This window comes from Cryobacterium gelidum (assembly GCF_004403985.1).
Taxonomy (GTDB): domain Bacteria; phylum Actinomycetota; class Actinomycetes; order Actinomycetales; family Microbacteriaceae; genus Cryobacterium; species Cryobacterium gelidum.
In genome coordinates, this window is record NZ_SOHL01000003.1 from 20,216 (window position 1) to 42,563 (window position 22,348).

Consider the following 22,348-nt stretch of genomic DNA (forward strand, 5'->3'; position numbering starts at 1 on the left):
AGCGACAGGGCAGCGCGCAAACGCATGACCGGATACCGCTTTGAGAATACGCTACAGGCATCCGGTCACCGGGGCCCTCCCAGCCGGCTTAGCCGAGCTGCTCGCGCACTAGTGGCGCCACCCGGGTGCCGTAGAGCTCGATGCTGTTCATGAGCTTCTCGTGCGGCAGGGTGCCGATGCTGTATTTCAGGTCGAAGCGGGACAAGCCCAGTCCCTTGACGACGGTGGCAATCTTGGTGGCGACCGTCTCGGGCGAGCCGACGAAGACAGCGCCATCGGGGCCGGCATCCTGCTCGAAGCGTTCCCGCGTGGCGGGGCCCCAACCGCGTTCTTGACCGATGCGGTTCTGCATGGCCTCGTAGTGCGGCCACATTTCCTCGCGCGCCTGGGCATCCGTCGCGGCGACATAGCCGGGCGAGTGCTCCCCGATCGACAGCGTGGGCTTTTCGAACTGTGCCAGGGCGCGGTGATACAGGTCTACAAGGGGTGCGAATGCGAGCGGGGCGCCTCCGATGATGGCGAGCATGAGGGGCATGCCGTAGTGCGCGGCGCGGATGACCGATTCGGGGCTGCCACCGACACCGATCCAAGTCTTGATCGAACCGGATTCGGTTGGTGGAAACACCGTTTGGTTGTTCAACCCTGGCCGGGTCTGTCCCGTCCAGGTCACCGGCGCTTCTTTCAGCAACTCGGTGAACAGCTCCAGTTTCTCTTCAAACAATTGCTCGTAGTCGCCCAGGTCGAGGCCGAAGAGGGAAAAGGACTCGGTGAACGAGCCACGCCCCAGGATGACCTCCGCCCGCCCGCTCGACACGGCGTCGAGGGTCGCGAATCGCTGATATACCCGCACCGGGTCGTCGGAGCTGAGCACGGTCACGGCTGAGCCCAGTCGAATCTGGCTGGTCTGGCCGGCAATGGCCGCGAGCACAACTTCAGGAGCGGAGACGGCGAAATCAGCGCGGTGGTGCTCTCCGATACCGAAGAAGTCCAGGCCCACCTGATCGGCCAAAACGGCCTCTGCCACGACGTTGCGCAGCACCTGCGGCTGATCGAGCGGTTGCCCGTCGCCGTCGAACGTGACGTCTCCGAAGGTATCGAGTCCCAGTTCAAGTTTGTACGTCACGCGGTTACGGCCTCTCACAGCAATAGACTTCTCTATGCAAAAGCATATAGCGCTGCAACCGCGGCCAGACATTGGCTATTCCATCAACCTCGACTTGCCTGGCGAACAGAACCGGTCCGTCGGCATGAGCCACCAGAATAGAGCCACGTACCGGCCCGGTACCCGACGACTGGAGACCACCATGACTGAATCCGCCCTGATCACCGCCTGGGGAAAAGCACGGGGGCACATCATTGCCGCTCAGGCAGCGCCCACGTTCTTGTTGACGGCCGTCATCGGCTTTCTCGCTGTGGGACTGGCCACCGCCGACCCGGCGGTGCGCATTGCCACGGCCGGCATTCTGCTCGCATCGGGCATTCTGGGGGCACTGGCCCAAATCGCCGCTGCGAACGAAGGACTCGCCGTCATTGCCGACCTGCGCGCTCTCGACCAGCCCAGTGCACTTGCCCAATGCATCGTAGCCATGGGAAAGTGGGTCAACGTCGTACGATTTCTCACGCCGGCGATCTTCGTCGTCGTGTATGTCGCGCTCCTGGCGGCACTCTTTCTCGGCGCGCGCTGAGCGAGCACGGATCGGATGGCGATCGGCCCGACCGGTCAGGACGGACTGACCAGCCGACGTTCGCGGCGTGCGCGCCACCCGGCCGAGGCTCGCGCGAGAATGCGCTTGAGGAACGCGCCAAGCCGACGGGCTGAGGAGAATTCTGTTCCGAGCACGGCCAGGCCCAGAAAGACGATAAGTCAGCCAGGACCCGGCAAGGGAATCAGAATGACGCCGACTGCGACAATGATCGTGCCGAGCAGACCGACGCCAAGGCGATAGGCGAAAAGTAGGCAGGGATGCCAGTCAGCCCAGGCGCGAGCGCTTCGGAGGGCACGACGCACCGGATGCCGGGGGTCGTTGCCGCTGGCAATATCGCCGGACAGGTGCTCAAACATTCACGCGACCTAAGGTAAATTTCTGGGAAGTCGCTGCCGAATAGCGTCTGTGGCAAAGTCGCTGGTGGCGAGTACCACACGCTATCCGTCAGCCGCACTATCCGGCAGCGTCACTATCCGGCAGGCGCACTATCCGGCGCGGCATCGAGGTAATACCACTGCCGGTCGACCTTGCGAAAGCGGCTGATCTCGTGCTGCTGCCCCGGTATGCCCCCTTCACGATAGTGGGCTATGAATTCCACGACGCCTTCTTCGTCAAGAAGGCCGCCATGTTCAGTACGTACGATATCAAGCCGTCGCCATGTTAGCTGCGCGTCCAGTTCGAGCGATCCCGGCCTAGTGAGCGGATGCCACGTGTTCAGCAGGTACTGCGCATTGCCGCAGCAAAAGGCGCTGTACCGCGACCGCATGAGCCATTCGGCCGTGGCCGGTACGGTGGTACCGCTATGGAATCGGCCACAGCAGGCGGAATAGGTTTCCCCGCTCAGGCAGGGACACCGCTCGTCCTGGGCAATCATGTTTAGTGGCGCAGATTGCGTGACGTCGTCGGCTTTCTATTTAGCCTGTGCGTTGGCGAAGGCCTCGCGTACGGTGCCAGAGATGCGCCCGCGGTCGGATACCTGTATACCGTTCGTGGCAGCCCACGCGCGGATGGCTTGCAATTCGGCCCGATCTGAACCGGCGGAACTGGCAACGCGCGGCTTGGCGGGCACATAACCCACTCGACGTGAAACATTCGTATACGGTTTCATTGCAGCTCGAAATGCAGCAAGATTCTCTGCGGACAGATCGATCTCATATGAGTCGCCTTCAAAGGCAAAGGAAACTGTCGCTCCGTCGCCATTCTCGATAACGGCGCCGTTGAGGTCGTCAAGTAGTTGAACCGTGGTCTTCTTCATTCTGGGATTCTCCAATGAGGGATCGAATATATTCGGGATGGATACATTCGCGGCGTGGCATTACCACTAACGAATTATCGCTGCCCGACTCCCTTTCCGATACCCGCCGCGCAATATTTCTTCTGCAATCATTCCCTTGCGCTATGGATCAAGAGCACAGTCGGCCGGTTGCAGGTCGCCGTCTGCCGTGGCGCAGGTCATGGCGACGTTTTCATAATATTCAACAAGAACGCCAGACCAGAAGAAGGCAGGCCAGAGAAAGCGTCAGCGAAAACAATAAAAAAAATAGCCCCGACGATGTCGGGGCTATTTCCTATCTGGTGGATCCGAGGGGATTCGAACCCCTGACCCCCTGCATGCCATGCAGGTGCGCTACCAGCTGCGCCACGGACCCAGATTGCTGTTCCGGATTTCTCCGAAACAACTTTGTTAGCTTACAACACAGAATGCTATCTGCGAAACCAAAGCTACTCCGCGACCTCTTCCGCGACCTCTTCTGCCGCCACCGTGGCGGGAATCCCGGTCGGGATTACCGGGCAATCTTTCCAGAGGCGCTCCAGGGAGTAATACTGGCGCTCCTCTTCGTGGAAGACGTGCACGACCAGGTCACCGAAGTCAACGAGAACCCAGCGGCCGGCAGCGCGACCCTCACGACGCAGCGGCTTGTGACCGGCCTCGATCAGCTTGTCCTCGATCTCACCGGCGATGGCAACGACGTTGCGCTCCGAGCGACCGGTGACGATGAAGAAGATATCGGCCAGGGGAAGCGGGTTCGAGACGTCGAGGGCAACCAGATCTTCCCCTCCCTTCGAGTCGGCGGCGGCGACGGCGATGGTGAGTAGCTCGAGGGCGTGAGGTGAGGTGGTCATGAATGAATCCTTGAGATTGTGCCGCGAGGCGAGAATGCACCCGTAGCGATGATGGGGGGAACGAAAGAAGGCGAGCTGCACGGGCGCGCGAAGCGGGAGCGAAGTGGCCGCGCATGGCGCGCCACTAGAAAATACCCAACAGGTAACCGGTCACGAAGAGCGCTAGAACACCGACGGCCAGGGCGGCCGTCGTGATAACCAGGACTATCGGAAGCGAGGCGTGCTGTTTCTTGGGCGGGGTCAACATGTCCCGCGTGGAAGCATGAGTGCTGACGGCGCGACTTGCGCTGACCGGGGCCGAGTCCCCGCCGAGTTGATCGGCGTCGAGTTGGTCCATCATGTGGTCCATTTCCGACGAATCGAACAGATTCGGGTGGGCGCCGGTCGAGCCGAGACTGCGCGGCAGGTCGAACGACCCGGTGATCATGATCTCGCCCGTATTGGAAATCGGACTGACGCTGTTGCCCTGGTGGGGAATCGCCGGCAAGATGAGCGCGTTGGTGGTCGTGGGAATGCCACCGGCCCCGATACCGCGATTGATCAGTTCGTCGAGGGATTGGTCGGGCTGTGCCATCTCGGCCTGCGCGCCATCCGCGTCGACCGACCAGTGCCCGATGGGTGGTGTCCAATCGGTTTTAGAGCTTGCGCTCACGACCGGTTCGGCGTGCATCTGCTCGGGTTCGGCGATGTCCGCGGCGGGTTCTCTCGGCTCGGCTTCGATCAGCTCGGCTTCGACCAGCTCAGCATCGACCGCTTGGTGTTCTGAAGACGGCAAATCCGACGTGCTGGCCGCTTCTTCTTCCCCGCGTTGGTGTGCAGCGCGCAATTCCCGCCGGCTCAGGATGCGCGACGCTGGACCCGACTGGTTGTTTTTGGCTGGAGCGGGCGCCGTTTTGGCGCTGGCTGCGGCGGCAGCTGTGGACTCGTCCGAACTTTCGACGATGTCATTCCGACTCGATCGTCGCGATGAAGCGCTGCCGGCCGGTGCGCGACGAAGCGCTGCCGGCGCCAGCTCCGGAACATCGAGGGACGGAATTCCATCCTGCGCGGCGGCGATTTCGGCGCCCTGGTCGCGGGCGAGTTCACGCGCCTGACGTCGGCTGAGCGGCTGAGAGTCTCCCACCGTCATGCCACGCTCCGATACAGATGATGCTTTGAGATGTACTGGACAACCCCGTCGGGGACCAGATACCAGACCGGGAAACCCCGATTGACGCGTGCCCGGCAGTCAGTGGACGAAATAGCCAGTGCCGGCACCTCCAGTAAGCTTACGTCCTGGTTCGGTAAACCCGAAACGCTCAGCTCATGACCCGGGCGACTCACAGCGACGAAGTGTGCCAACTGCCAGAGCTCCCGCACGTCTTTCCACCCGAGGATCTGCGTGATCGCATCCGCGCCGGTAATGAAGAACAACTCAGCGTCGGGGCGTTCTTCGTGCAGGTCGCGCAGCGTGTCGATGGTGTAGGTGGGCCCAACCCGGTCAATATCGACCCGACTCACGGTGAAGCGCGGATTGGAAGCGGTCGCGATTACTGTCATCAGGTAGCGGTGCTCCCCGCGGGTCACTCCGCTCTTCTGCCAGGGCTCTCCGGTTGGCACGAAGACAACCTCGTCGAGGTCGAAACTCTGCGCGACCTCACTGGCAGCCACGAGGTGACCGTGGTGGATGGGGTCGAACGTTCCGCCCATCACGCCGATGCGCGGACGACGAACTGTCACGTTAAGATCAGGCTTCTAGTGGCCACCGGTGCTGGAGGCTCCAGCGTGTCCGCCGTGCGCGGCGGCGTAGGCATTAGCCTTGGCGCTGTGGCGATTGGCGACATCGCGAAAGCTCCACACCACGACGCCGAGGGCCAGAAACAGCACGGCCGCCACCAGCGGGTACGCGATAATCGGCAACGGCAGGGCGACGTGCCCGACCTCGGTCAGTACGGCACTCACAAAAGACATCGGTTCTCCATTCACGGGCCGCGCCCGTCAGGCACGGCTTGAGGTGGCTGCGACAGGTCGCGGGCCTGGCGACTCACGCCGTCGATTTATTCTAGCCGGACCTGCGCATCTGACCCGAACTACGCGCGCACCTGTCCCGTGCCGCGCACGATCCACTTTGTGCTGGTCAGCTCGGGCAAACCCATCGGTCCACGAGCGTGCAGCTTCTGAGTGGAAATGCCCACCTCAGCGCCGAAGCCGAACTCGCCGCCGTCGGTGAAGCGGGTGGAGGTATTGACCATGACCGCGGCAGAATCGACTTCGTTTAAAAACCGTTCCGCGTTCTGCAAATCGTTCGTGATGATCGACTCGGTGTGCCCGGTGGAGTAGCGGCGAATGTGGGCGATGGCCTCATCGAGCGAGTCAACGATAGCGACCGAGATGTCGAGGCTCATGTATTCGGTCGCCCAGTCCTCGTCGGTCGCCGGAATAGCGTCGGGGTACAGCGCGCGGGTGCGGGCATCCGCATGGATGGAGACACCGGATTCCGCGAGCCTGGCAAGCACGTCAGGCAGTAGCCGTTCGGCGGCACTGCGGTGTACCAGCAGCGTTTCGAGAGCGTTGCAGACGCTCGGACGGTGCGTCTTGGAGTTGTGCACGATGTCGATCGCCCACTCTTTGGTCGCCGTCTCGTCGAGGAAGACGTGCACAACTCCCGCACCGGTCTCGATGACCGGCACCTGGGACTCCCTGACCACGGTCTGAATGAGGTTGGCGCTGCCGCGAGGAATGAGCACGTCCACGTACCCGCGAGCCTTCATGAGTTCGGTGGCGCCGGCCCGGCCAAAGGGGTCGATGGTCTGCACCGAGTCGGCGTTGAGTCCGGCGGCGGCGATGGCCACCTGTAGGAGATCGATGAGCACCCGGTTGCTGTTCTCGGCTGCGGAGCCGCCACGGAGTACGACGGCGTTGCCGCTCTTCAGGGCGAGCGCGGCGAGGTCCACGGTGACGTTGGGGCGAGCCTCATAGATGACACCGATAACGCCGAACGGAACGCGCACCTGGCTGATCTTGATGCCGTTGGGCAAGCTGCTGCCTCGCACGACCTCGCCGACCGGGTCAGTGAGCAGGGCTATCTGGTCGACCGAGTCGGCGAGGGCCGCTATGCGGGGCGCATCGAGCTTCAAGCGATCGAGTAATCCGGGGGCGAGACCGTTGGTGGCTGCGGCAGCGAGGTCGGCCTGGTTGGCCACGACGATCTGCTCGACGTGGTCGCGCAACGACTGGGCAATCAGTTTGAGCGCTGTGTTCTTGACCTCTGTCGGCGCCGAGGCGAGCGACTGGGACGCGGTGCGAGCGGCCTTCAGGGTCGGCGTGAGCTGGTCTACATCGTTCAAAGACTGCAACATGGGCCTAGTTTACGGGAGGCGGTGCTGGGAGACTGTCGGGTTTGCTCAGGAGATACGCGGTGTTGCCGGCGCGATCCGGGGTTCAAACCAGGTTCCGACCGGTTCGCCGCGTAGCGCCTCGGCCACCAGGCCGGTCGCCGTGACGAGCACAGCAGTTCCGGCCTGGGCCGCAATGCGCGCCGCTGTCACCTTGGTGCTGGCTCCTCCGGTGCCGACACCATTGACGGTTGTTGCGCCGAATTCCATTCCGACCAACGGATCACCGGAAGCAACAAGGCTGATTCGCTCGGCCCCGGGTTGATCCGGCGGGCAGGTGTACAGGGCGTCGACATCACTGAGGAGCACGAGCAGGTCGGCGCCAATCAGCGTGGCGACGAGGGCCGCCAACCGGTCGTTGTCGCCAAATCGGATCTCGTGGGTGGCGACCGTGTCGTTTTCGTTGACGATCGGAAGAATACGCAACGCCATCAGACGTTCCATGGCACGCTGTGCGTTGCCGCGGTGGGTGGCATTGTCGAGGTCACTCGCTGTGAGCAGTACCTGGCCGGCCACGATGTCGTACCGGTCGAGGCTGTCCTGATACCGAAAGATCAACAGATTCTGACCAACGGATGCCGCCGCCTGCTGCGTGGCCAGGTCGGTCGGGCGTTCCTGCAGTTGCAGGTACGGCATACCGATCGCGATCGCACCCGATGAGACCAGGACCACTTCAGCGCCTCGAGCATGAGCCGCGGCCAAGGCATCAACGAGTGGCGCAATTTGACCGGAATTCTCTCCGCTGATCGAGGACGAGCCCACCTTGACCACGATGCGCGCCGCCGAACGAACGACCTGCTGCGAGTGCGCCCTCATCGGACGGTGATTCTTCGGCTGAGGACTCTCACACTGAAGCTGTTCACTACGCGCAACCCCACATGCAACTGGCCTTCCGGCGTGAATTGTGACCACGCAGCGCGCAACCAAAAAATAGTTTAGCGCAGCGGACCAGCGCACCGGTTCAGAGCAGGGCGCGCCGTTCCACGCTGGCTGTCGGCTCGAACCAGGTGCCCACGTGCTCGCCGCGCAGGGCCGCGGCGGCCAGTTCGGTCGAGGTGACCAGAACGGCGGTGCCAGCCTTGGTGGCGAGTCGTGCGGCGACTACCTTGGTGCTCGCTCCCCCGGTGCCGACACCGGTTGCTCCACTCGAGCTGAATTCAAAACCATCGAGCGGGTCATCCGCGGCGATAAAGTCGAGCTTCTCCGCACCAGGCAGGTGCGGCGGCTTGGTGTAGAGCGCGTCAACGTCGCTGAGCATGATCAGCAGGTCGGCGTGGATGAGGGTCGCCACGAGCGCGGCGAGGCGGTCGTTACTGCCGAACCGCAAACCGTAGACGGCGACGGTGTCGTTCTCGTTGACGACGGGCAGAATACGCAGATCGAGCAGGCGTTCGAGTGCGCGACGCGTGTTGCTGCGGTGGGGTTCGTTGAGGGCGTCGCCCTCGGTCAACAGCACCGTGCCGGCCGCGATGCCGTAGCGGTCCAGGCTCTCCTGGTAGCGAAAAATCAACACGTTCTGCCCCACAGCGGCGGCCGCCTGCTGAGTGGCGACGTCGCTGGGGCGCTTGTCGAGGTTGAGAAACGGCATACCGGTCGCGACAGCGCCCGAGGAGATCAGCACGACCTCGGTACCGCGACCGTAGGCCTCGGCCAGGGCGTCAACGAGTGGCGTGATCTGGTCGGAGTTCGCGCCGCTGATCGACGACGATCCAACCTTCACGACGACGCGTTTGGCGCCCGCTACGTTGTCTCTGGCTAAGCCACTCACTTCGGAACTTCCTCCGCCGTGTCGACCTCGTTGCCGTTGTCGCTGCTGCTGTCGACCTCGGTCTCGGCTTCAGTACCGGTCTCGGCCTCGTCAGCCGAGGCGGTGTCGGCGGGAGCAACTCCCCCGTTGACCGTCAACTCGACGTCGGCGAGGCGCACGTCTTCGTTGTATTCCTCTTCACCGGTCTGCCACATGCCGGCTTCACGCTCACGAATGAGTTCGGCGCGAGCCGACGATTTGGCGTCCATCCGGCCGAAGTATTCTTCGCGGCGTTCGTTACTCGTGCGGCGCTTGGGCTCATCGAGGCGGGAATCGGTTCCGCGCGGGGCGGTGATGAGCTCTGCGGTTGACGTGAGAGTGGGCTCCCAGTCGAAAACGACACCGTGGCCTGGGCCGATGATGACGGTCGAGCCCGCGATGGCACCCGACTTGTACAACTCGTTCTCGATACCGAGTTTGGCGAGCCGGTCGGCGAGGAAGCCGACGGCCTCGTCGTTGGTGAAGTCGGTTTGCTGAATCCAGCGTTCCGGCTTCGTGCCCAGAATGCGGTAAATGTTGCCGAAGGTGCCACCCTCGACTTTAATGACGAAACCACCCTCGTCGACGGCCTTCGGACGGATGATGATGCGCGGCTTCTGCGCCTCGGCTGCGGCAGCCTCGGCGCGGCCCCGTTCCACAACTTCCGCGAGGGCGTAGTTGAGCTGCTTGAGGCCTTCGTGGGTGACGCTGGAGATCTCGAACACGCGGTAGCCGCGGGCTTCCAGATCGGCCTTGACGAACGCGGCAAGCTCGCGGCCTTCCGGCACGTCGATCTTGTTCAGGGCGATCAGCTGGGAACGCTGCAGCAGCGGTTTCTGGCCGTCGGGTACCGGGTAGGCGTCGAGTTCGCCGAGAATGACGTCGAGGTCGCTGATCGGATCGCGGCCGGGCTCGAGCGTAGCGCAGTCCAACACGTGCAGCAGCGCGGTGCAGCGCTCGACGTGGCGGAGAAACTCGAGACCGAGGCCCTTGCCCTCACTCGCACCCTCGATCAGGCCGGGCACGTCGGCAATGGTGTAACGCGACTCACCGGACTCGACGACGCCGAGGTTGGGGTGCAGCGTAGTGAAGGGGTAGTCGGCGATCTTGGGCCGGGCTGCGCTCATGGCGGCGATCAGGCTGGACTTGCCAGCGGAGGGATACCCGACAAGCGCGACATCCGCGACGGTCTTGAGTTCGAGGTAGACGTCACCTTCCCAGCCGAGCGTGCCGAGCAACGCGAAGCCGGGAGCCTTGCGCTTGGTTGAGGCGAGGGCAGCGTTGCCGAGCCCGCCCTGGCCGCCGGGTGCGACGATGAGGCGCAGGCCGGGTTCGTTCATGTCGAGGAGCTGGTTGCCCTCCACGTCCTTGACCACGGTGCCGATGGGAACCATGAGCTCGCGCATATCGCCGTTGTGGCCGTTGCGGTGGTCGCCCATGCCGGGGCCGCCGTTATCGGAGCTGCGGTGCGGTGAACGGTGGTAACCGAGCAGGGTGGTCGTACTCGGGTCGGCGACGAGCACGAGATCTCCGCCGCCGCCGCCGTTACCGCCATCGGGGCCGGCGAGTGGTTTGAACTTCTCGCGCTTGACCGAAACGCATCCGTTTCCTCCATTGCCCGCTCGTAAATGCAGCGTCACGTGGTCAACGAATGTGGCCATGGAGTGCCCCTTTCAGGTGGCGCAAGAAATGCTTCAAAACACGGTGCTATGAAACGGATGCGGTCGGACCGCTGGTTGATGCAAAAAACTTTCGACGAACAAACACGTCAGGGCGGACCGAAGCCCGCCCTGACGCTGTGCTAAATGCTGTACTGCGACGACCTACTCGGCTGCCACCACGATGTTAATGACCTTGCGGCCACCCTTGGCGCCGAACTGCACGGAGCCAGCTTCCAGGGCGAAGAGCGTGTCGTCGCCGCCACGGCCGACGTTGACTCCGGGGTGGAAGTGCGTGCCGCGCTGACGAACGATGATCTCGCCCGCGCCGACAACCTGACCGCCGAAGCGCTTTACGCCGAGGCGCTGGGCGTTCGAGTCACGACCGTTGCGAGTGGAACTCGCACCTTTTTTGTGTGCCATCTGTCTATCTCCTCAGGCCTAGGCGATGCCGGTAACCTGAACGCGAGTGAGCTCCTGACGGTGCCCCTGACGCTTCTTGTACCCGGTCTTGTTCTTGAACTTCTGGATGACGATCTTCGGGCCGCGAAGGTTGTTCAAAACCTCGGCGGTGACCTTGATCTTGGCCAGTGACGTCGAGTCAGAGGTGATCTTGTCGCCGTCGACGAGAAGCACGGCGGCCAGCTCGACGTTGCCGTCCTTGTCAGCCTTGATTCGGTCCATCGTCACGATGGTACCGACCTCTACCTTCTCCTGCCGCCCTCCGGCGCGCACAACTGCGTAAACCACTTTACGTACCAATCTCTGGGGAGCCCGAGGCTCCGAATCTGAAAATTCACTGCTGTAAATTGACTGCGGCGCACAAACCGGTTGGCCCAGTGCACTCAGAAAATCTTGGTGTTTGCGTTGATTTTGCCCTACGCACACCAAGGGTTGACTTTACCTGATCCGCTACCCGTGGTCAAACCAACGGTGCGGCGTGTCGGAACCGCGGCGTGTCTGGGACACAGTGCGGCTCGTAGACTTCGATCATGTCAATTCTTATCGACCAGCCTAGCTGGCCGGCGCACGGAACGGTGTGGGCGCACCTCGTGAGCGACTCGAATCTTGACGAACTGCACGCGTTCGCGGAAGCCGCCGGCATTCCCCGGCGAAGTTTCGACCTCGACCACTACGACGTTCCTGAAACCCGCTATGGCGACCTCGTCGCGGCCGGGGCGCTCCCCGTAAGCTTTCGCGAGATGATCGTGCGACTGCGCTGCAGCGGGCTGCGCGTGACAGCCCGGGAACGTCGCGGGCGGTAGCGCCCGCCTGGTCCGCGCGTGGTCATTGCGGCGACTACGGCCACGTGGCATCGAAGCCGAGCACTCTGCGGCGCACCTCACCGGTCGCTACGTTCACAAACAGGGTCGTCGCATCCGTCGTCTGCGCGCTCACCGGGTATCCGTCAGACGCAGCGGTCTCGCGGTTGGGCACGATGTGCACGGCCAGGTATTGGTCGTTCGGCGAGAGTTCGAAGCCGACAATGGTTTCTGTAGCGGATGCCGGCAGGTGAACGGTGTAAACCTCAGCGTCCTGCACGAGCGACAGGTGCTGGCGCTCGGCGCCGGTCGCCGCGTCGAACCTGGTGACTCCCTGCACGTAACCACCATCTCCACCGGCGAGAAACCGAAGTTGTGCGGTGGACTCGGTGGTGCCTTCCACGATCTGCGGCACGATGGTGCGCTCGGTGCCCTGCGAGAGATCGAGCAGATATTGCGGAACGGGCGTCGCCCTAGAGGGCGATCAGGCGTCATCGGGATCCTTCGGCTGGACATCGACGGTGCGCACACAAACGGCGAGCACCGCCAACTCCCCGCCGGTGAGGCCGAGGGGCCGTCGCCGCAGGAGAGGGAGCTGCCCGCCGATTGATTTATCGTCTAACCGGCATCTCGCACCCGGTCTCGACCTAACCGCCGTGCGGCGGCTGGCTGGGTGCCGACGCTGCCGTCGCCGCGCCGGTCGCGGTCACAATGGCCTGACCGGTGGAGCCGCCGGCGGTCGTGACGCGGCGGCTGCGCGCGCGCCCTTGGCCGGGCAACTTAGGTTCGGGCAGAGAGTCGAGCACCGAATCGAGCAGCTCGTCGGTGGCCTGCTTGCTCGGACGCCGAGCGGTGCGCGTCGATTTTCTGACCGGAATGTCAAGAATATCAACGGATTCCGAATGCTCGGTCGCAGGCGCCCGGGCCGGCACATCCAGTGCTGGCTCAATCACCGGGGCAGCGGATGCCGCCGGTTCGGCCTGCTCCGTGCCGACCTGCTCCGTGCTGGCCTGCTCCGTGCTGGCCTGCTCGTTGCTGGCCTGGCGGGCGCGGGCCTGTTCAGACCGCGACTGCTGGCCGCGACCACCCTGGCCGCGTGAACGCGACTGACGGCCACGCGAGCGCTCGGTGCCTGTTGATTCGGCTCGGTCGGTGGCGTCGTGTTCGGTGCCGGCCTGTTCAGAACCGGACTGCTCGGTGCCGGCCTGCTCGGTACCGGCCTGCTCGGTACCGGCCTGCTCAGAACCGGCCTGTTCAGTGCCGGCCTGTTCAGTGCCGGCCTGCTCAGTACTGGTCGGCTCGGTGGCGACGGGCGTGACCGTCGCGGCTTCAGCCTCCGCTGCAACGGCGGCCTGCGCGGGCACGATCGCGATGGAGCCGGTGCGGGTGATGGTGCGCGCGGCGATCAGGGCAAGGGCGTGCTTGGCATCTTCGGTAATGCCGTGGGTGCCCTGCCCACTCTTTGGCGCGTCCGACCCGGCGTTGCTGCCGGAGTACGCATCACGGTTGGCACCGTCACGTTGCGCCGGGTTGTATGCGTTGTCGCGGTTATTGCTTGAACCGTTGTTGCCGCTGCCACCATTGGTGGCGGCGTTGCTGCCACTCTTGGCACGTGGACGGCGTTCCTGCGGCGGCTGGGCGCTCTGGCGGTGCTTGATGACCGGGTCGTGGTGCACGATGATGCCACGGCCAGCGCAGGCCTCGCAGTTTTCGCTGAACGATTCCAGCAGTCCGAGGCCCAGCTTCTTACGCGTCATCTGCACGAGTCCGAGCGAGGTGACCTCGGCCACCTGGTGCTTGGTGCGGTCCCGGCTGAGGCACTCGATCAGGCGGCGGGACACGAGGTCGCGGTTGCTCTCGAGCACCATGTCGATGAAGTCGACCACGATGATGCCGCCGATGTCACGCAGGCGCAGCTGGCGCACGATCTCTTCGGCCGCTTCAAGGTTGTTCTTGGTCACGGTCTCTTCGAGGTTGCCGCCGCTGCCGACGAACTTGCCCGTGTTGACGTCGACGACGGTCATGGCCTCGGTGCGGTCGATCACGAGGGATCCGCCGGACGGCAGCCAGACCTTGCGGTCGAGGGCCTTCTCGATCTGCTCCGAGATGCGGAACTCGTCGAAGGCATCGACTTCGCCCTCATAGGTTTCCACGCGCTCAAGCAGGTCGGGAGCGACCTGGCTGAGGTAGGTCTCAATTGTGGAGCGCACGTCGGGGCCGGAAACGACCATGCGCTGGAAGTCTTCATTGAAGACATCGCGCACGATTTTGACCAGCAGGTCGGGCTCGCTGTGCAGTTCGGCTGGCGCCTGTGCCGACTCGACCTGCTCGGCGATGCTGGCCCACTGCAGTCGCAGCCGGTCGACGTCGACGGTGAGCTGCTCATCGGTAGCTCCCTCGGCGGCGGTGCGCACGATGACGCCCACGTTGTCGGGCAGGACCTCCTTGAGAATCTTCTTCAAGCGGGCACGCTCGGTGTCGGGAAGCTTGCGGCTGATGCCGTTCATCGACCCGTTGGGCACATAGACGAGGTAGCGACCGGGCAGCGAGACCTGGCTGGTGAGGCGGGCGCCCTTGTGCCCGATCGGGTCTTTGGTCACCTGCACGAGCACCTTGTCGCCCGGTTTGAGCGCGAGCTCGATGCGGCGAGCCTGGTTGCTGCTGCCGGAGTTCTCGGCGGCTGCGTCCCAGTCGACTTCACCGGAGTACAGGACAGCATTGCGTCCGCGTCCAATGTCGACGAAGGCGGCTTCCATGCTGGGGAGCACGTTCTGCACGCGGCCGAGGTAGACGTTACCGATCAGCGAGGCATCCTGGTTCTTCGCGACGTAGTGCTCAACCAGCACGCCGTCCTCGAGCACACCGATCTGGATCTTGTTGTGCTTGGCACGAACGACCATGAGACGGTCGACGGACTCTCGGCGGGCGAGAAACTCGGCCTCCGTGATCACGGGGCGCCGACGCCCGGCGTCTCGACCGTCGCGACGTCGCTGCTTCTTTGCCTCGAGCCGGGTGGACCCTTTGATGCGCTGGGGTTCGGTGATGAGTTCCGGTTCGCGCGCGGCGCGCACCTTGACCACCGTGTTGGCGGGATCGTCGGTGCCCGAACGGTTCTCGTCGCCGGTGCGGCGACGAGCGCGGCGGCGAACCGTCGTGGCCTCTTCTTCATCGTCGTCGTCGTCGTCCAGTGGGTGCTGCGGCAGCGAGCGGATGCCCGTGCGCGCTGGCATGGGCAGAATCTCCGGTGCCTGGAACAGCAGGGAGAAGGACGGCCGCACCGGGGCAGCGGCCCGTTCCGAAGTCGAGTCGTTTGCGGGCGTCGAGTCGTTCATCTGCTGTGCTCCGGTGACGTTGTTGTACTCCGCGATTGTCACCCTGGCCGGCGCAGGCTCAACTTCGGCGGCCGGCACAGCGGGCATCTCGATCACTGGGGCGACGGTCGGCGCAGACACCTGCGTCTTCCTGGTTGATTTGCGAGTGCCGAACAGGCTCTTGCGTTTTTTGTTTTCGTTGTCTTCCACCATCACTGGTGCGCTCCTTGACCGCTGTGGATGACCGCGCCATCCACCGGTTACTCTCTCGTGCGAGGTCCTCACCTTCGTAAAAACCTCGCGAATGTTTTACTGCGGCAACCGGCTCTGACCCCTGTTAGTGCTCGGGGACTGTGCTCTGGCTGCTAATACTTCGGGTCGTGGGACCCTTCTACTGGGCGACTGTTGCCCATTAAGCTCTGTACTCATTAAGCACTGTGGCGTCTGCTTGAGCGCGGCCCAACGACTACGACTGATTATCGCATGTAATCGCACAAAGCCACGCCGCACGAGTGGCATAATCGCAAGAGTGCCAGAGACAGAGCATTCTCCGCGACCAACCGGCCTGGCCAGTTTCCTGATCCTCGCCGGGTTCATCGCGTTTGCAGCGGCATTCGCCCTGACGCTCGACAAGATCCACCTCCTGGAAGATCCGAACGCTCAACTGAGCTGTAGCTTCAGCGTTCTCATTGGCTGCGCGACCAATCTTGCCTCCCCGCAGGGTGCCGTTCTGGGCTTTCCGAATCCGCTGATCGGGCTCGCCGCCTGGAGCGTCGTCATCACGATCGGTATGGCGATCCTGGCCGGGGCCAAATTTACCCGCTGGTTCTGGGTCGGCCTGAACCTCGGCATGCTCGCGGCGATGGTCTTCGTGATCTGGTTGATCGGACAGAGCATTTTCGTGCTCGATGTGCTGTGCCCGTGGTGCATGGTGACTTGGGCGGTGACTATTCCGGCCTTTCTAGCCGTGACCCTGTACAACTTCACGGTGGGAAACCTGCCGGGCGGCGCATCCGTTCGCCGCGTCGCCGAGGCCGCCTATTCCTGGATATTCGTCATCACCATCGTCTGCTACATCGTGTTCTTCGTCGTCGCGCAGGTCAACATGGACGTGTTGAACCGTTTGTAGGCCAGGCGAGTCGCGGCGCTGCCTAAACACGAATCGCCCCGCCTCATAGCCGAGACGGGGCAATCCAGATTGGGTCAGTCGAACCAGAGGGCAAGCTCGCGAGCGGCGGATTCGGGCGAATCTGAGCCGTGCACGATATTCTGCTGAACCTTGGCGCCCCAGTCGCGACCGAGGTCGCCGCGGATAGTGCCGGGCGCGGCGGTGGTGGGGTCTGTCGTGCCGGCCAGGGCACGGAAGCCCTCGATGACGCGGTTGCCAGCGATGCGGAACGCGACGATGGGGCCGCTTTCCATGAAATCCACGAGGGGTTCATAGAACGGCTTGCCCGCGTGCTCGGCGTAGTGCGCGGCGAGCAGCGAGCGGTCGGGTTCGACCAGCTTCACGTCGACGAGGGAGTATCCCTTGGCCTCGATGCGGCGCAGGATCTCGCCGGTCAGGTTGCGGGCAACGCCGTCGGGCTTGACCAAAACGAGGGTTTCTTCGACCTTGGTGTTCATTCAATCTCCTTGTGCTGATCTGGATGCGTGTGATCTATTCGTGAACCGGTGATCATGCAGTAGGTCCACATGGCGGCAAACAGGCCGCCAACGAAAAACATGGCCGGGGTGATGAACCCGGTAGCTATGATGATCGCCTGCATCAGCCAGCCAATCGGGTAGGACCAGCGAAAGCGCAGCAGTCCGATCAGGACGATCATGGCCAGGCAGAGCAGCACGCCGCCGATGATGACGGCGAGCGGCGAAACGGGGCCGGGTTCCGTCGCGACAGACACGAGGCCGAGGGTGACGACGGCGCCGAGGAAGACGACGATCGTCTCGAAGCCGAGCAGGATGGTGGCGAGGCTGCGCGTGACCGAGCGAGGACCGCTCATTTCTCCATCCACTCACCGGCGGCGGCGAGGGTGATCGCTTCACCGACGAGTACGATCGACCCGGTGACGAGCACGGCACGCTTGGGGGCCTCGGCGGCCCACTCGCGGGCGCTGTCGAGGGCGCCGGCCAGGTCGTCGAATCGGAAGGTGACCTCATCGCTGGTCCACTCGGCGATGTTGTCGGCGAGGTCGTCCATGCGCACGGCGCGCTCGGAGTGCGGCTCCGTGACGTAGAACCGGTCGACCTGGGGGGCGAGGGCTGCGATGATGCCCCGAGCGTCCTTGTCCGCAAGGATCCCGACAACCACGGCGATGTCATCGAAATCGAAGTAGTCCTCGAGGGCGGCGGCGAGGGCGCCGGCGCTGTGCGGGTTGTGCGCGGCGTCTACGAGCACGGTCGGTTCAATGCCGACGAGCTGCAAGCGACCGGGCGAGGTCGCCGTGCCGAGGCCTTCGGCGAGCAGGTCGCCGACCAGCGCCTGGCTGCCCGCGCCGAGGAACGACTCGACGGCGGCGATGGCAAGCGCCGCATTGTGGGCCTGGTGGGTGCCGTACAGCGGGAGGAACAGGTCCGTGTAGGTGCCGGCGAGACCGCGCACCGAGATGACCTGCCCGCCGACAGCGACGGTACTCGAAATAAGTTCGAAGCCCTCGTTTTCGCGGGCGAGCGTTGCCTCGCTCAGCTCGGCGGCACGGTCGAGTTCGGCCTGCACGTCGGCGCTCTGCGCTGCGGAGACAACGGAAGCTGCCGGCTTGATGATGCCGCTCTTGGTGCGGGCGATCTCGGCGACGGTCTTGCCGAGGCGCAGGGTGTGGTCGAGCGCGATCGGAGTGAACACCGCGACCTGTCCATCGGCAACGTTGGTGGAGTCCCACTCGCCGCCCATGCCGACCTCGACCACGGCCACATCCACCGGCGCGTCAGCGAAGCAGGCGTACGCGAGCACGGTGAGCGCCTCGAAGAAGGTCAGCGGCATTTCGCCGGCGGCGTCGAGTTCGGCGTCGACGAGCTGTAGGTAGGGCTGGATGTCGGCCCAGTTAGCGGCGAGGATCTGATCACTGATCGGTTCGCCGTCGATGACGATGCGCTCGTTCAGCCGCACCAGATGCGGGCTGGTGAGCAGGCCGGTGCGCAGCCCGTAGGCCCGAACAATGCTCTCGACCAAGCGACTCGTGCTGGTTTTGCCGTTGGTTCCGGCCACGTGAATGATCGGGTACGAGGTCTGCGGGTCACCGAGAAAATCGAGGGCGCGCCGGGTAGGCGCTAGGCGCGGTTGCGGCTGGGCCTCCCCCACACGCTGCATGAGTTCGGCGAAGACGGCGTCTCCGGCCTCGCGGAAGGCATCGAGCGGGGCCGGCTGGTTCATCGGCTCCTCCTCGTCGCCGCGCCCGGTTATGTTCTTCCAGTCGGTACTGTCGTCGGCGGGCGTGCCGTCGGCGGGCGTGCCGCCGGTGGGGGTGTCGTTCTCAGACAAGGATGGCTCCGTTCACGCGTGCGACGGCCACGATGACGGCGCCCAGATTGACATAGTGGTCGGCTTCGAATCGTACGTAGTGTTCGACGGGAGCGCCGACCCGGGCTTCGAGCCACTCTGACGGCAACTGGGCGGCAATCTTCCCGGTCGACGGGCGATGGGTGGAAAAGCTCGTAGCGAGGGTTTCTGCGGCCACGTTGACCCCGAGGGCACGGTCGAAGGAATCGGCATCCGCTTCGCTCTCAAACACCAGGTCGAGACGGATGCGGTCGCTCACCGAAAAACCGGCCGACTTGCGGGTGTCTTGCACGGCTCGAATGAGGTCACGGGCGAAGCCCTCAGCCTCGAGTTCAGGCGTGGTGCTCGTCGCGAGGAGCGCGAAACCGCCGCCGGGCAGCAGAGCCAGCGCGGCCTCTCCGTCACCGGTTTCGCTGTTCGCCTCGAGGGTCAGTTCGAATTCGCTCGGCTCGAGGGCGATGCCGCCGGCAGTGACGACGCCGTCGATCTCGCTCCAGTCTCCGGCGCGGGCGGCCTTGATGACCTGCTGTACCTGCTTGCCGAGACGCGGTCCGGCGGCGCGGGCGTTCACGACCAGCTTGCTCGTGACACCGTAGGCGGCGGCGCTGTCGTCTTCGAGCTCGATCAGGGTGACCGTCTTCACGTTGAGTTCGTCGCGGAGGATGCCGACGAAGGGCGTCAGTGCCTCGGTGTTGTCGGTGACGACGGTGAGGTTGGTCAGCGGCAGGCGCACCCGCAGGCCGGCCTGCTTGCGAAGCGACAGCACGGTGGAACTGATCAGGCGCACCTGATCCATCGCGGTGACCAAAACGTCGTCGGCGGGAAACAGTGTGACATCAGGCCAGTCTTCAAGGTGCACGCTGCGGCCGCCGGTGAGGCCCTGCCAGATGCGCTCGGTCACGAGGGGCAACAGCGGGGCAGCGACGCGGCAGACCGTTTCGAGAACGGTGTAGAGGGTGTCGAAGGCCTGGTGGGCGGTGGCCCCTTCAGGGGCTCCGCCCCAGAACCGGTCGCGCGACCGCCGCACATACCAGTTGGTGAGTACGTCGGCGAAGTCACGCAGGCGCGCGGCGGCAACGGTGCTGTCGAGTGCTTCGAGGTCGTTCGTGACGCCGACGATCAGATCGCGGGTCCTGGCGAGCAGGTAGCGGTCCAGCACGTCGGTGGAATCGGTGCGCCAGGTGGCGTCGTAGCCCGCGGACCTCCCGGCATCCGCACCGGAGGCGTTGGCATAGAGGGAGAAGAAATACCAGGTGCTCCACAGCGGCAGCATGAGCTGACGGGCCCCCTCGCGGATGCCTTCCTCGGTGACGACAAGGTTTCCGCCGCGCAGCACCGGTGAGCTCATCAGGAACCAGCGCATGGCGTCGGCGCCGTCGCGGTCGAAGACCTCATTGACGTCGGGGTAATTGCGCAGCGACTTGCTCATCTTCTGGCCGTCGTTGCCGAGCACGATGCCGTGGCTGACCACGTTTTTGAACGCTGGTCGGTCGAACAGTGCAGTAGAGAGCACGTGCAGCAGGTAGAACCAGCCGCGGGTCTGCCCGATGTACTCGACGATGAAGTCGGCCGGGTTGTGCGCTTCGAACCATTCCCGGTTCTCGAATGGATAGTGCACCTGGGCGAAGGGCATCGAGCCGGAGTCGAACCAGACGTCGAGCACGTCATCGATGCGGCGCATCATGGACTGGCCGGTGGGGTCGTCAGGGTTCGGCCGGGTGAGTTCGTCAATATAGGGGCGATGCAGGTCGGTGGGGCGCACGCCGAAGTCCGCCTCGAGCTCGTCGAGCGAGCCGTAGACATCCGTTCGGGGGTAATCGGGGTTGTCACTCTTCCAGACCGGGATGGGCGAGCCCCAGTACCGATTGCGGCTGATCGACCAGTCGCGGGCGTTGCCGATCCACTTGCCGAACTGGCCGTCCTTGACGTTTTCGGGAACCCAGTTCACCTCCTGGTTGAGTTCGACCATGCGCGGGCGGAAGTCGGTGACGCGCACGAACCAGCTCGACACGGCCTTATAGATGAGCGGGTTGCGGCAACGCCAGCAGTGCGGGTAGGAGTGCTCGTAGCTGGCCTGGCGCAGCAGCCGGCCGTTGGCTTTGAGCAACGCGGTGAGCGGCTTGTTGGCGTCGCTCCAGAGCTGACCGGCCACTTCAGGAATGTCACTCAGAAACTTTCCGCCGTCGTCGAGCGAGAGGATGACGGGGATTCCTGCGGCCTCACCGATCTTCTGGTCCTCTTCGCCGTAGGCGGGCGCCTGGTGCACGATGCCGGTGCCGTCGCTCGTGGTGACATAGTCGGCGACGAGGATGCGCCACGCGTTCTGGGTGCCCCAGATCGATGCGTCGGCGTAGTAGTCGAACAGGCGGTCGTAGGAGACCCCATCGAGTTCGCTGCCGAGCACGGTGCGCGATACGGCAGCGGATGCCTCCGCTGCATTCTCGTAGCCGAGGTCTTTCGCGTAGTTGCCGACCAGGTCGATCGCGATGAGGTATTCGGCGCCGAGTACTTCTACCGAACCTTGCAGGGCGGTGGCCGACGAATCGGTGCCCTCGCGCAGCACCTCAGCGTCGGGCGTGCCGTTCGGGCCGGCTGGCACCACGGCGTAGACAATTGCGGGGCCTACGGCGAGCGCGAAGTTCGTCGGCAGCGTCCACGGGGTCGTGGTCCAGGCCAGGGCCCGGACCGCTGTGAGGCCAAGCGCTTCGGCTTTGGCGCCGATCAGCGGAAAGGTGACCGTGACGGTCTGGTCCTGGCGCATCTTGTAGACATCGTCGTCCATGCGCAGTTCGTGATTGGAGAGCGGGGTCTGGTCGCGCCAGCAGTACGGCAGTACCCGGTAGCCCTCATAGGCGAGGCCCTTGGTGTGCAGCTTCTTGAACGCCCAGATCACCGACTCCATGAATGTGATGTCGAGGGTCTTGTAATCGTTGTCGAAGTCGACCCAGCGGGCCTGGCGAGTGACGTACTCTTCCCAGTCCTTGGTGTACTCGAGCACCGACTCGCGAGCGACAGCGTTGAACGCGGCCAGGCCCATCTCTTCGATCTGGCTCTTGTCGGTGATGCCGAGCTTGCGTTCGGCCTCGAGCTCGGCGGGCAGGCCGTGGGTGTCCCAGCCGAAACGGCGGTGCACCTGCTTGCCGCGCATGGTCTGAAACCGCGGGAACAGGTCTTTGGCGTAGCCAGTGAGTAGATGGCCGTAGTGGGGCAGGCCGTTGGCGAAGGGTGGTCCGTCGTAGAAGGTCCATTCCTCGGCGCCGTCACGCTGGTCGATCGACGCCTGGAACGTGTCGTCACTCTTCCAGAAGGCGAGCACGTCGGCTTCCAGCGCGGGAAAGTTCGGCGACGGAACGATGTTCGCGCCGGGCGTTGGCTCGCCGTTCAGAGGGGTGGTGCCACTCGGGGCGTTGCGGTTCTTGGGGTACAAATTACTTCTCCTACCGGGACGGGTCACAGGGGCCCTGCTCCACGAGGACGAACGATTCTGTAGAAATCGCCGCGGTACCACCTCGCTTGCCGCCCACAACTGCCGGGTGACCGCTTGTTCACAGGCTGTAACGGGCCCGACTCGTTCGGTTCTACTGAGATGTTCCCCCGGGGGTGAGCATCCGTTCTTCCGAAGACTTCCCGGTGA

At 64.0% G+C, this 22,348-nt stretch carries 24 protein-coding genes and 1 tRNA gene; 3 read left to right on the top strand and 22 right to left on the bottom strand.

Features of this window, described 5'->3' with window-relative positions:
- Positions 1-88: 88 nt before the first annotated feature.
- Positions 89-1,123 carry an LLM class flavin-dependent oxidoreductase gene (locus tag E3T50_RS00215; protein WP_134550072.1) on the bottom strand — a complete coding sequence of 345 codons (1,035 nt, stop codon included), beginning with the start codon at positions 1,121-1,123 and terminating at the stop codon, positions 89-91.
- Between the two features lie 181 nt (positions 1,124-1,304).
- Between E3T50_RS00215 and E3T50_RS00220 the strand changes: the two genes are divergently transcribed.
- On the top strand, positions 1,305-1,685 hold the full coding sequence (locus E3T50_RS00220) for a hypothetical protein (RefSeq protein ID WP_134550073.1): 381 nt from the start codon (positions 1,305-1,307) through the stop codon (positions 1,683-1,685).
- Between the two features lie 35 nt (positions 1,686-1,720).
- Here the strand turns inward: E3T50_RS00220 and E3T50_RS16885 are convergent, their stop codons facing one another.
- From E3T50_RS16885 to rplU, 15 genes are all read right to left on the bottom strand, one after another.
- Positions 1,721-1,861, bottom strand: coding sequence for a PGPGW domain-containing protein (locus E3T50_RS16885; protein ID WP_420898702.1), 141 nt, complete (start codon positions 1,859-1,861; stop codon positions 1,721-1,723).
- Between the two features lie 3 nt (positions 1,862-1,864).
- Positions 1,865-2,062 (bottom strand): PGPGW domain-containing protein, encoded by a 198-nt coding sequence (locus E3T50_RS16890; protein ID WP_198417916.1) that lies wholly within the window; start codon positions 2,060-2,062, stop codon positions 1,865-1,867.
- Positions 2,063-2,175: 113 nt separating this feature from the next.
- On the bottom strand, positions 2,176-2,580 hold the full coding sequence (locus tag E3T50_RS00230; protein ID WP_134550074.1) for a YchJ family protein: 405 nt from the start codon (positions 2,578-2,580) through the stop codon (positions 2,176-2,178).
- 36 nt (positions 2,581-2,616) lie between these two features.
- Positions 2,617-2,961 (bottom strand): histone-like nucleoid-structuring protein Lsr2, encoded by a 345-nt coding sequence (locus E3T50_RS00235; protein ID WP_134459031.1) that lies wholly within the window; start codon positions 2,959-2,961, stop codon positions 2,617-2,619.
- 318 nt (positions 2,962-3,279) lie between these two features.
- Positions 3,280-3,355: transfer RNA gene (locus E3T50_RS00240), tRNA-Ala, on the bottom strand.
- A 73-nt stretch (positions 3,356-3,428) separates the two neighbouring features.
- On the bottom strand, positions 3,429-3,830 hold the full coding sequence (gene rsfS, locus E3T50_RS00245; protein WP_134550075.1) for a ribosome silencing factor: 402 nt from the start codon (positions 3,828-3,830) through the stop codon (positions 3,429-3,431).
- 124 nt (positions 3,831-3,954) lie between these two features.
- The gene (locus tag E3T50_RS00250) at positions 3,955-4,959 is read right to left on the bottom strand and encodes a hypothetical protein (protein WP_134550076.1); all 1,005 of its coding nucleotides are present in this window, start codon (positions 4,957-4,959) and stop codon (positions 3,955-3,957) included.
- Positions 4,956-5,549, bottom strand: a complete 594-nt coding sequence (gene nadD / locus E3T50_RS00255; RefSeq protein WP_134459025.1) for a nicotinate-nucleotide adenylyltransferase — start codon at positions 5,547-5,549, stop codon at positions 4,956-4,958. The genes E3T50_RS00250 and nadD overlap by 4 nt, the downstream gene beginning before the upstream one ends.
- Before the next feature lie 15 nt (positions 5,550-5,564).
- Entirely contained in the window at positions 5,565-5,780 is a 216-nt protein-coding gene (locus tag E3T50_RS00260; RefSeq protein ID WP_134459023.1) for a hypothetical protein, read from the bottom strand.
- A gap of 119 nt (positions 5,781-5,899) precedes the next feature.
- A complete protein-coding gene (locus E3T50_RS00265; protein ID WP_134550077.1) occupies positions 5,900-7,168 on the bottom strand; it encodes a glutamate-5-semialdehyde dehydrogenase in 1,269 nt (422 codons plus the stop codon).
- Between the two features lie 45 nt (positions 7,169-7,213).
- A complete protein-coding gene (gene proB / locus E3T50_RS00270) occupies positions 7,214-8,020 on the bottom strand; it encodes a glutamate 5-kinase (RefSeq protein ID WP_134550078.1) in 807 nt (268 codons plus the stop codon).
- Positions 8,021-8,165: 145 nt separating this feature from the next.
- Positions 8,166-8,972 carry a glutamate 5-kinase gene (gene proB / locus E3T50_RS00275; RefSeq protein ID WP_134459017.1) on the bottom strand — a complete coding sequence of 269 codons (807 nt, stop codon included), beginning with the start codon at positions 8,970-8,972 and terminating at the stop codon, positions 8,166-8,168.
- The gene (gene obgE / locus E3T50_RS00280; RefSeq protein ID WP_134550079.1) at positions 8,969-10,651 is read right to left on the bottom strand and encodes a GTPase ObgE; all 1,683 of its coding nucleotides are present in this window, start codon (positions 10,649-10,651) and stop codon (positions 8,969-8,971) included. The genes proB (E3T50_RS00275) and obgE overlap by 4 nt, the downstream gene beginning before the upstream one ends.
- A gap of 162 nt (positions 10,652-10,813) precedes the next feature.
- Positions 10,814-11,071 (bottom strand): 50S ribosomal protein L27, encoded by a 258-nt coding sequence (gene rpmA / locus E3T50_RS00285; protein ID WP_035836705.1) that lies wholly within the window; start codon positions 11,069-11,071, stop codon positions 10,814-10,816.
- Positions 11,072-11,089: 18 nt separating this feature from the next.
- Complete coding sequence (gene rplU / locus E3T50_RS00290) at positions 11,090-11,398, bottom strand: 50S ribosomal protein L21 (RefSeq protein WP_104081810.1); 309 nt, start codon at positions 11,396-11,398, stop codon at positions 11,090-11,092.
- 242 nt (positions 11,399-11,640) lie between these two features.
- On the opposite strand from rplU, the gene E3T50_RS00295 reads away from it, so the two are divergent.
- Entirely contained in the window at positions 11,641-11,913 is a 273-nt protein-coding gene (locus E3T50_RS00295) for a DUF4031 domain-containing protein (RefSeq protein ID WP_134550080.1), read from the top strand.
- A gap of 34 nt (positions 11,914-11,947) precedes the next feature.
- On the opposite strand, the gene E3T50_RS00300 is transcribed toward E3T50_RS00295, so the two are convergent.
- Together E3T50_RS00300 and E3T50_RS00305 are read right to left on the bottom strand one after the other, a co-directional pair.
- Positions 11,948-12,325, bottom strand: a complete 378-nt coding sequence (locus E3T50_RS00300; protein WP_134550081.1) for a hypothetical protein — start codon at positions 12,323-12,325, stop codon at positions 11,948-11,950.
- A 232-nt stretch (positions 12,326-12,557) separates the two neighbouring features.
- The gene (locus E3T50_RS00305; RefSeq protein WP_241990711.1) at positions 12,558-15,434 is read right to left on the bottom strand and encodes an Rne/Rng family ribonuclease; all 2,877 of its coding nucleotides are present in this window, start codon (positions 15,432-15,434) and stop codon (positions 12,558-12,560) included.
- A gap of 316 nt (positions 15,435-15,750) precedes the next feature.
- On the opposite strand from E3T50_RS00305, the gene E3T50_RS00310 reads away from it, so the two are divergent.
- Positions 15,751-16,350 carry a vitamin K epoxide reductase family protein gene (locus E3T50_RS00310; protein ID WP_166784162.1) on the top strand — a complete coding sequence of 200 codons (600 nt, stop codon included), beginning with the start codon at positions 15,751-15,753 and terminating at the stop codon, positions 16,348-16,350.
- Between the two features lie 74 nt (positions 16,351-16,424).
- Here the strand turns inward: E3T50_RS00310 and ndk are convergent, their stop codons facing one another.
- The 4 genes from ndk to ileS form a co-directional block, all read right to left on the bottom strand.
- On the bottom strand, positions 16,425-16,847 hold the full coding sequence (gene ndk / locus E3T50_RS00315) for a nucleoside-diphosphate kinase (RefSeq protein WP_134550082.1): 423 nt from the start codon (positions 16,845-16,847) through the stop codon (positions 16,425-16,427).
- Positions 16,844-17,221 (bottom strand): DUF4233 domain-containing protein, encoded by a 378-nt coding sequence (locus tag E3T50_RS00320; RefSeq protein WP_134550083.1) that lies wholly within the window; start codon positions 17,219-17,221, stop codon positions 16,844-16,846. Before E3T50_RS00320 ends, ndk begins: the two co-directional genes overlap by 4 nt.
- Complete coding sequence (locus E3T50_RS00325) at positions 17,218-18,588, bottom strand: bifunctional folylpolyglutamate synthase/dihydrofolate synthase (RefSeq protein WP_134550438.1); 1,371 nt, start codon at positions 18,586-18,588, stop codon at positions 17,218-17,220. The genes E3T50_RS00320 and E3T50_RS00325 overlap by 4 nt, the downstream gene beginning before the upstream one ends.
- A 100-nt stretch (positions 18,589-18,688) precedes the next feature.
- A complete protein-coding gene (ileS, locus tag E3T50_RS00330) occupies positions 18,689-22,099 on the bottom strand; it encodes an isoleucine--tRNA ligase (RefSeq protein WP_241990712.1) in 3,411 nt (1,136 codons plus the stop codon).
- Positions 22,100-22,348: the final 249 nt, after the last annotated feature.

What these genes read in the sequence shown, in the direction of transcription:
- E3T50_RS00220 (WP_134550073.1), top strand. Translation starts at nt 1,305, where the DNA reads ATGACTGAATCCGCCCTGATCACCGCCTGGGGAAAAGCACGGGGGCAC.
- E3T50_RS16890 (WP_198417916.1), bottom strand. Translation starts at nt 2,062, where the DNA reads ATGTTTGAGCACCTGTCCGGCGATATTGCCAGCGGCAACGACCCCCGG.
- E3T50_RS00230 (WP_134550074.1), bottom strand. Translation starts at nt 2,580, where the DNA reads ATGATTGCCCAGGACGAGCGGTGTCCCTGCCTGAGCGGGGAAACCTAT.
- E3T50_RS00235 (WP_134459031.1), bottom strand. Translation starts at nt 2,961, where the DNA reads ATGAAGAAGACCACGGTTCAACTACTTGACGACCTCAACGGCGCCGTT.
- rsfS (WP_134550075.1), bottom strand. Translation starts at nt 3,830, where the DNA reads ATGACCACCTCACCTCACGCCCTCGAGCTACTCACCATCGCCGTCGCC.
- E3T50_RS00250 (WP_134550076.1), bottom strand. Translation starts at nt 4,959, where the DNA reads ATGACGGTGGGAGACTCTCAGCCGCTCAGCCGACGTCAGGCGCGTGAA.
- E3T50_RS00260 (WP_134459023.1), bottom strand. Translation starts at nt 5,780, where the DNA reads ATGTCTTTTGTGAGTGCCGTACTGACCGAGGTCGGGCACGTCGCCCTG.
- E3T50_RS00265 (WP_134550077.1), bottom strand. Translation starts at nt 7,168, where the DNA reads ATGTTGCAGTCTTTGAACGATGTAGACCAGCTCACGCCGACCCTGAAG.
- proB (WP_134550078.1), bottom strand. Translation starts at nt 8,020, where the DNA reads ATGAGGGCGCACTCGCAGCAGGTCGTTCGTTCGGCGGCGCGCATCGTG.
- obgE (WP_134550079.1), bottom strand. Translation starts at nt 10,651, where the DNA reads ATGGCCACATTCGTTGACCACGTGACGCTGCATTTACGAGCGGGCAAT.
- rpmA (WP_035836705.1), bottom strand. Translation starts at nt 11,071, where the DNA reads ATGGCACACAAAAAAGGTGCGAGTTCCACTCGCAACGGTCGTGACTCG.
- E3T50_RS00295 (WP_134550080.1), top strand. Translation starts at nt 11,641, where the DNA reads ATGTCAATTCTTATCGACCAGCCTAGCTGGCCGGCGCACGGAACGGTG.
- E3T50_RS00305 (WP_241990711.1), bottom strand. Translation starts at nt 15,434, where the DNA reads ATGGTGGAAGACAACGAAAACAAAAAACGCAAGAGCCTGTTCGGCACT.
- ndk (WP_134550082.1), bottom strand. Translation starts at nt 16,847, where the DNA reads ATGAACACCAAGGTCGAAGAAACCCTCGTTTTGGTCAAGCCCGACGGC.
- E3T50_RS00320 (WP_134550083.1), bottom strand. Translation starts at nt 17,221, where the DNA reads ATGAGCGGTCCTCGCTCGGTCACGCGCAGCCTCGCCACCATCCTGCTC.
- E3T50_RS00325 (WP_134550438.1), bottom strand. Translation starts at nt 18,588, where the DNA reads ATGAACCAGCCGGCCCCGCTCGATGCCTTCCGCGAGGCCGGAGACGCC.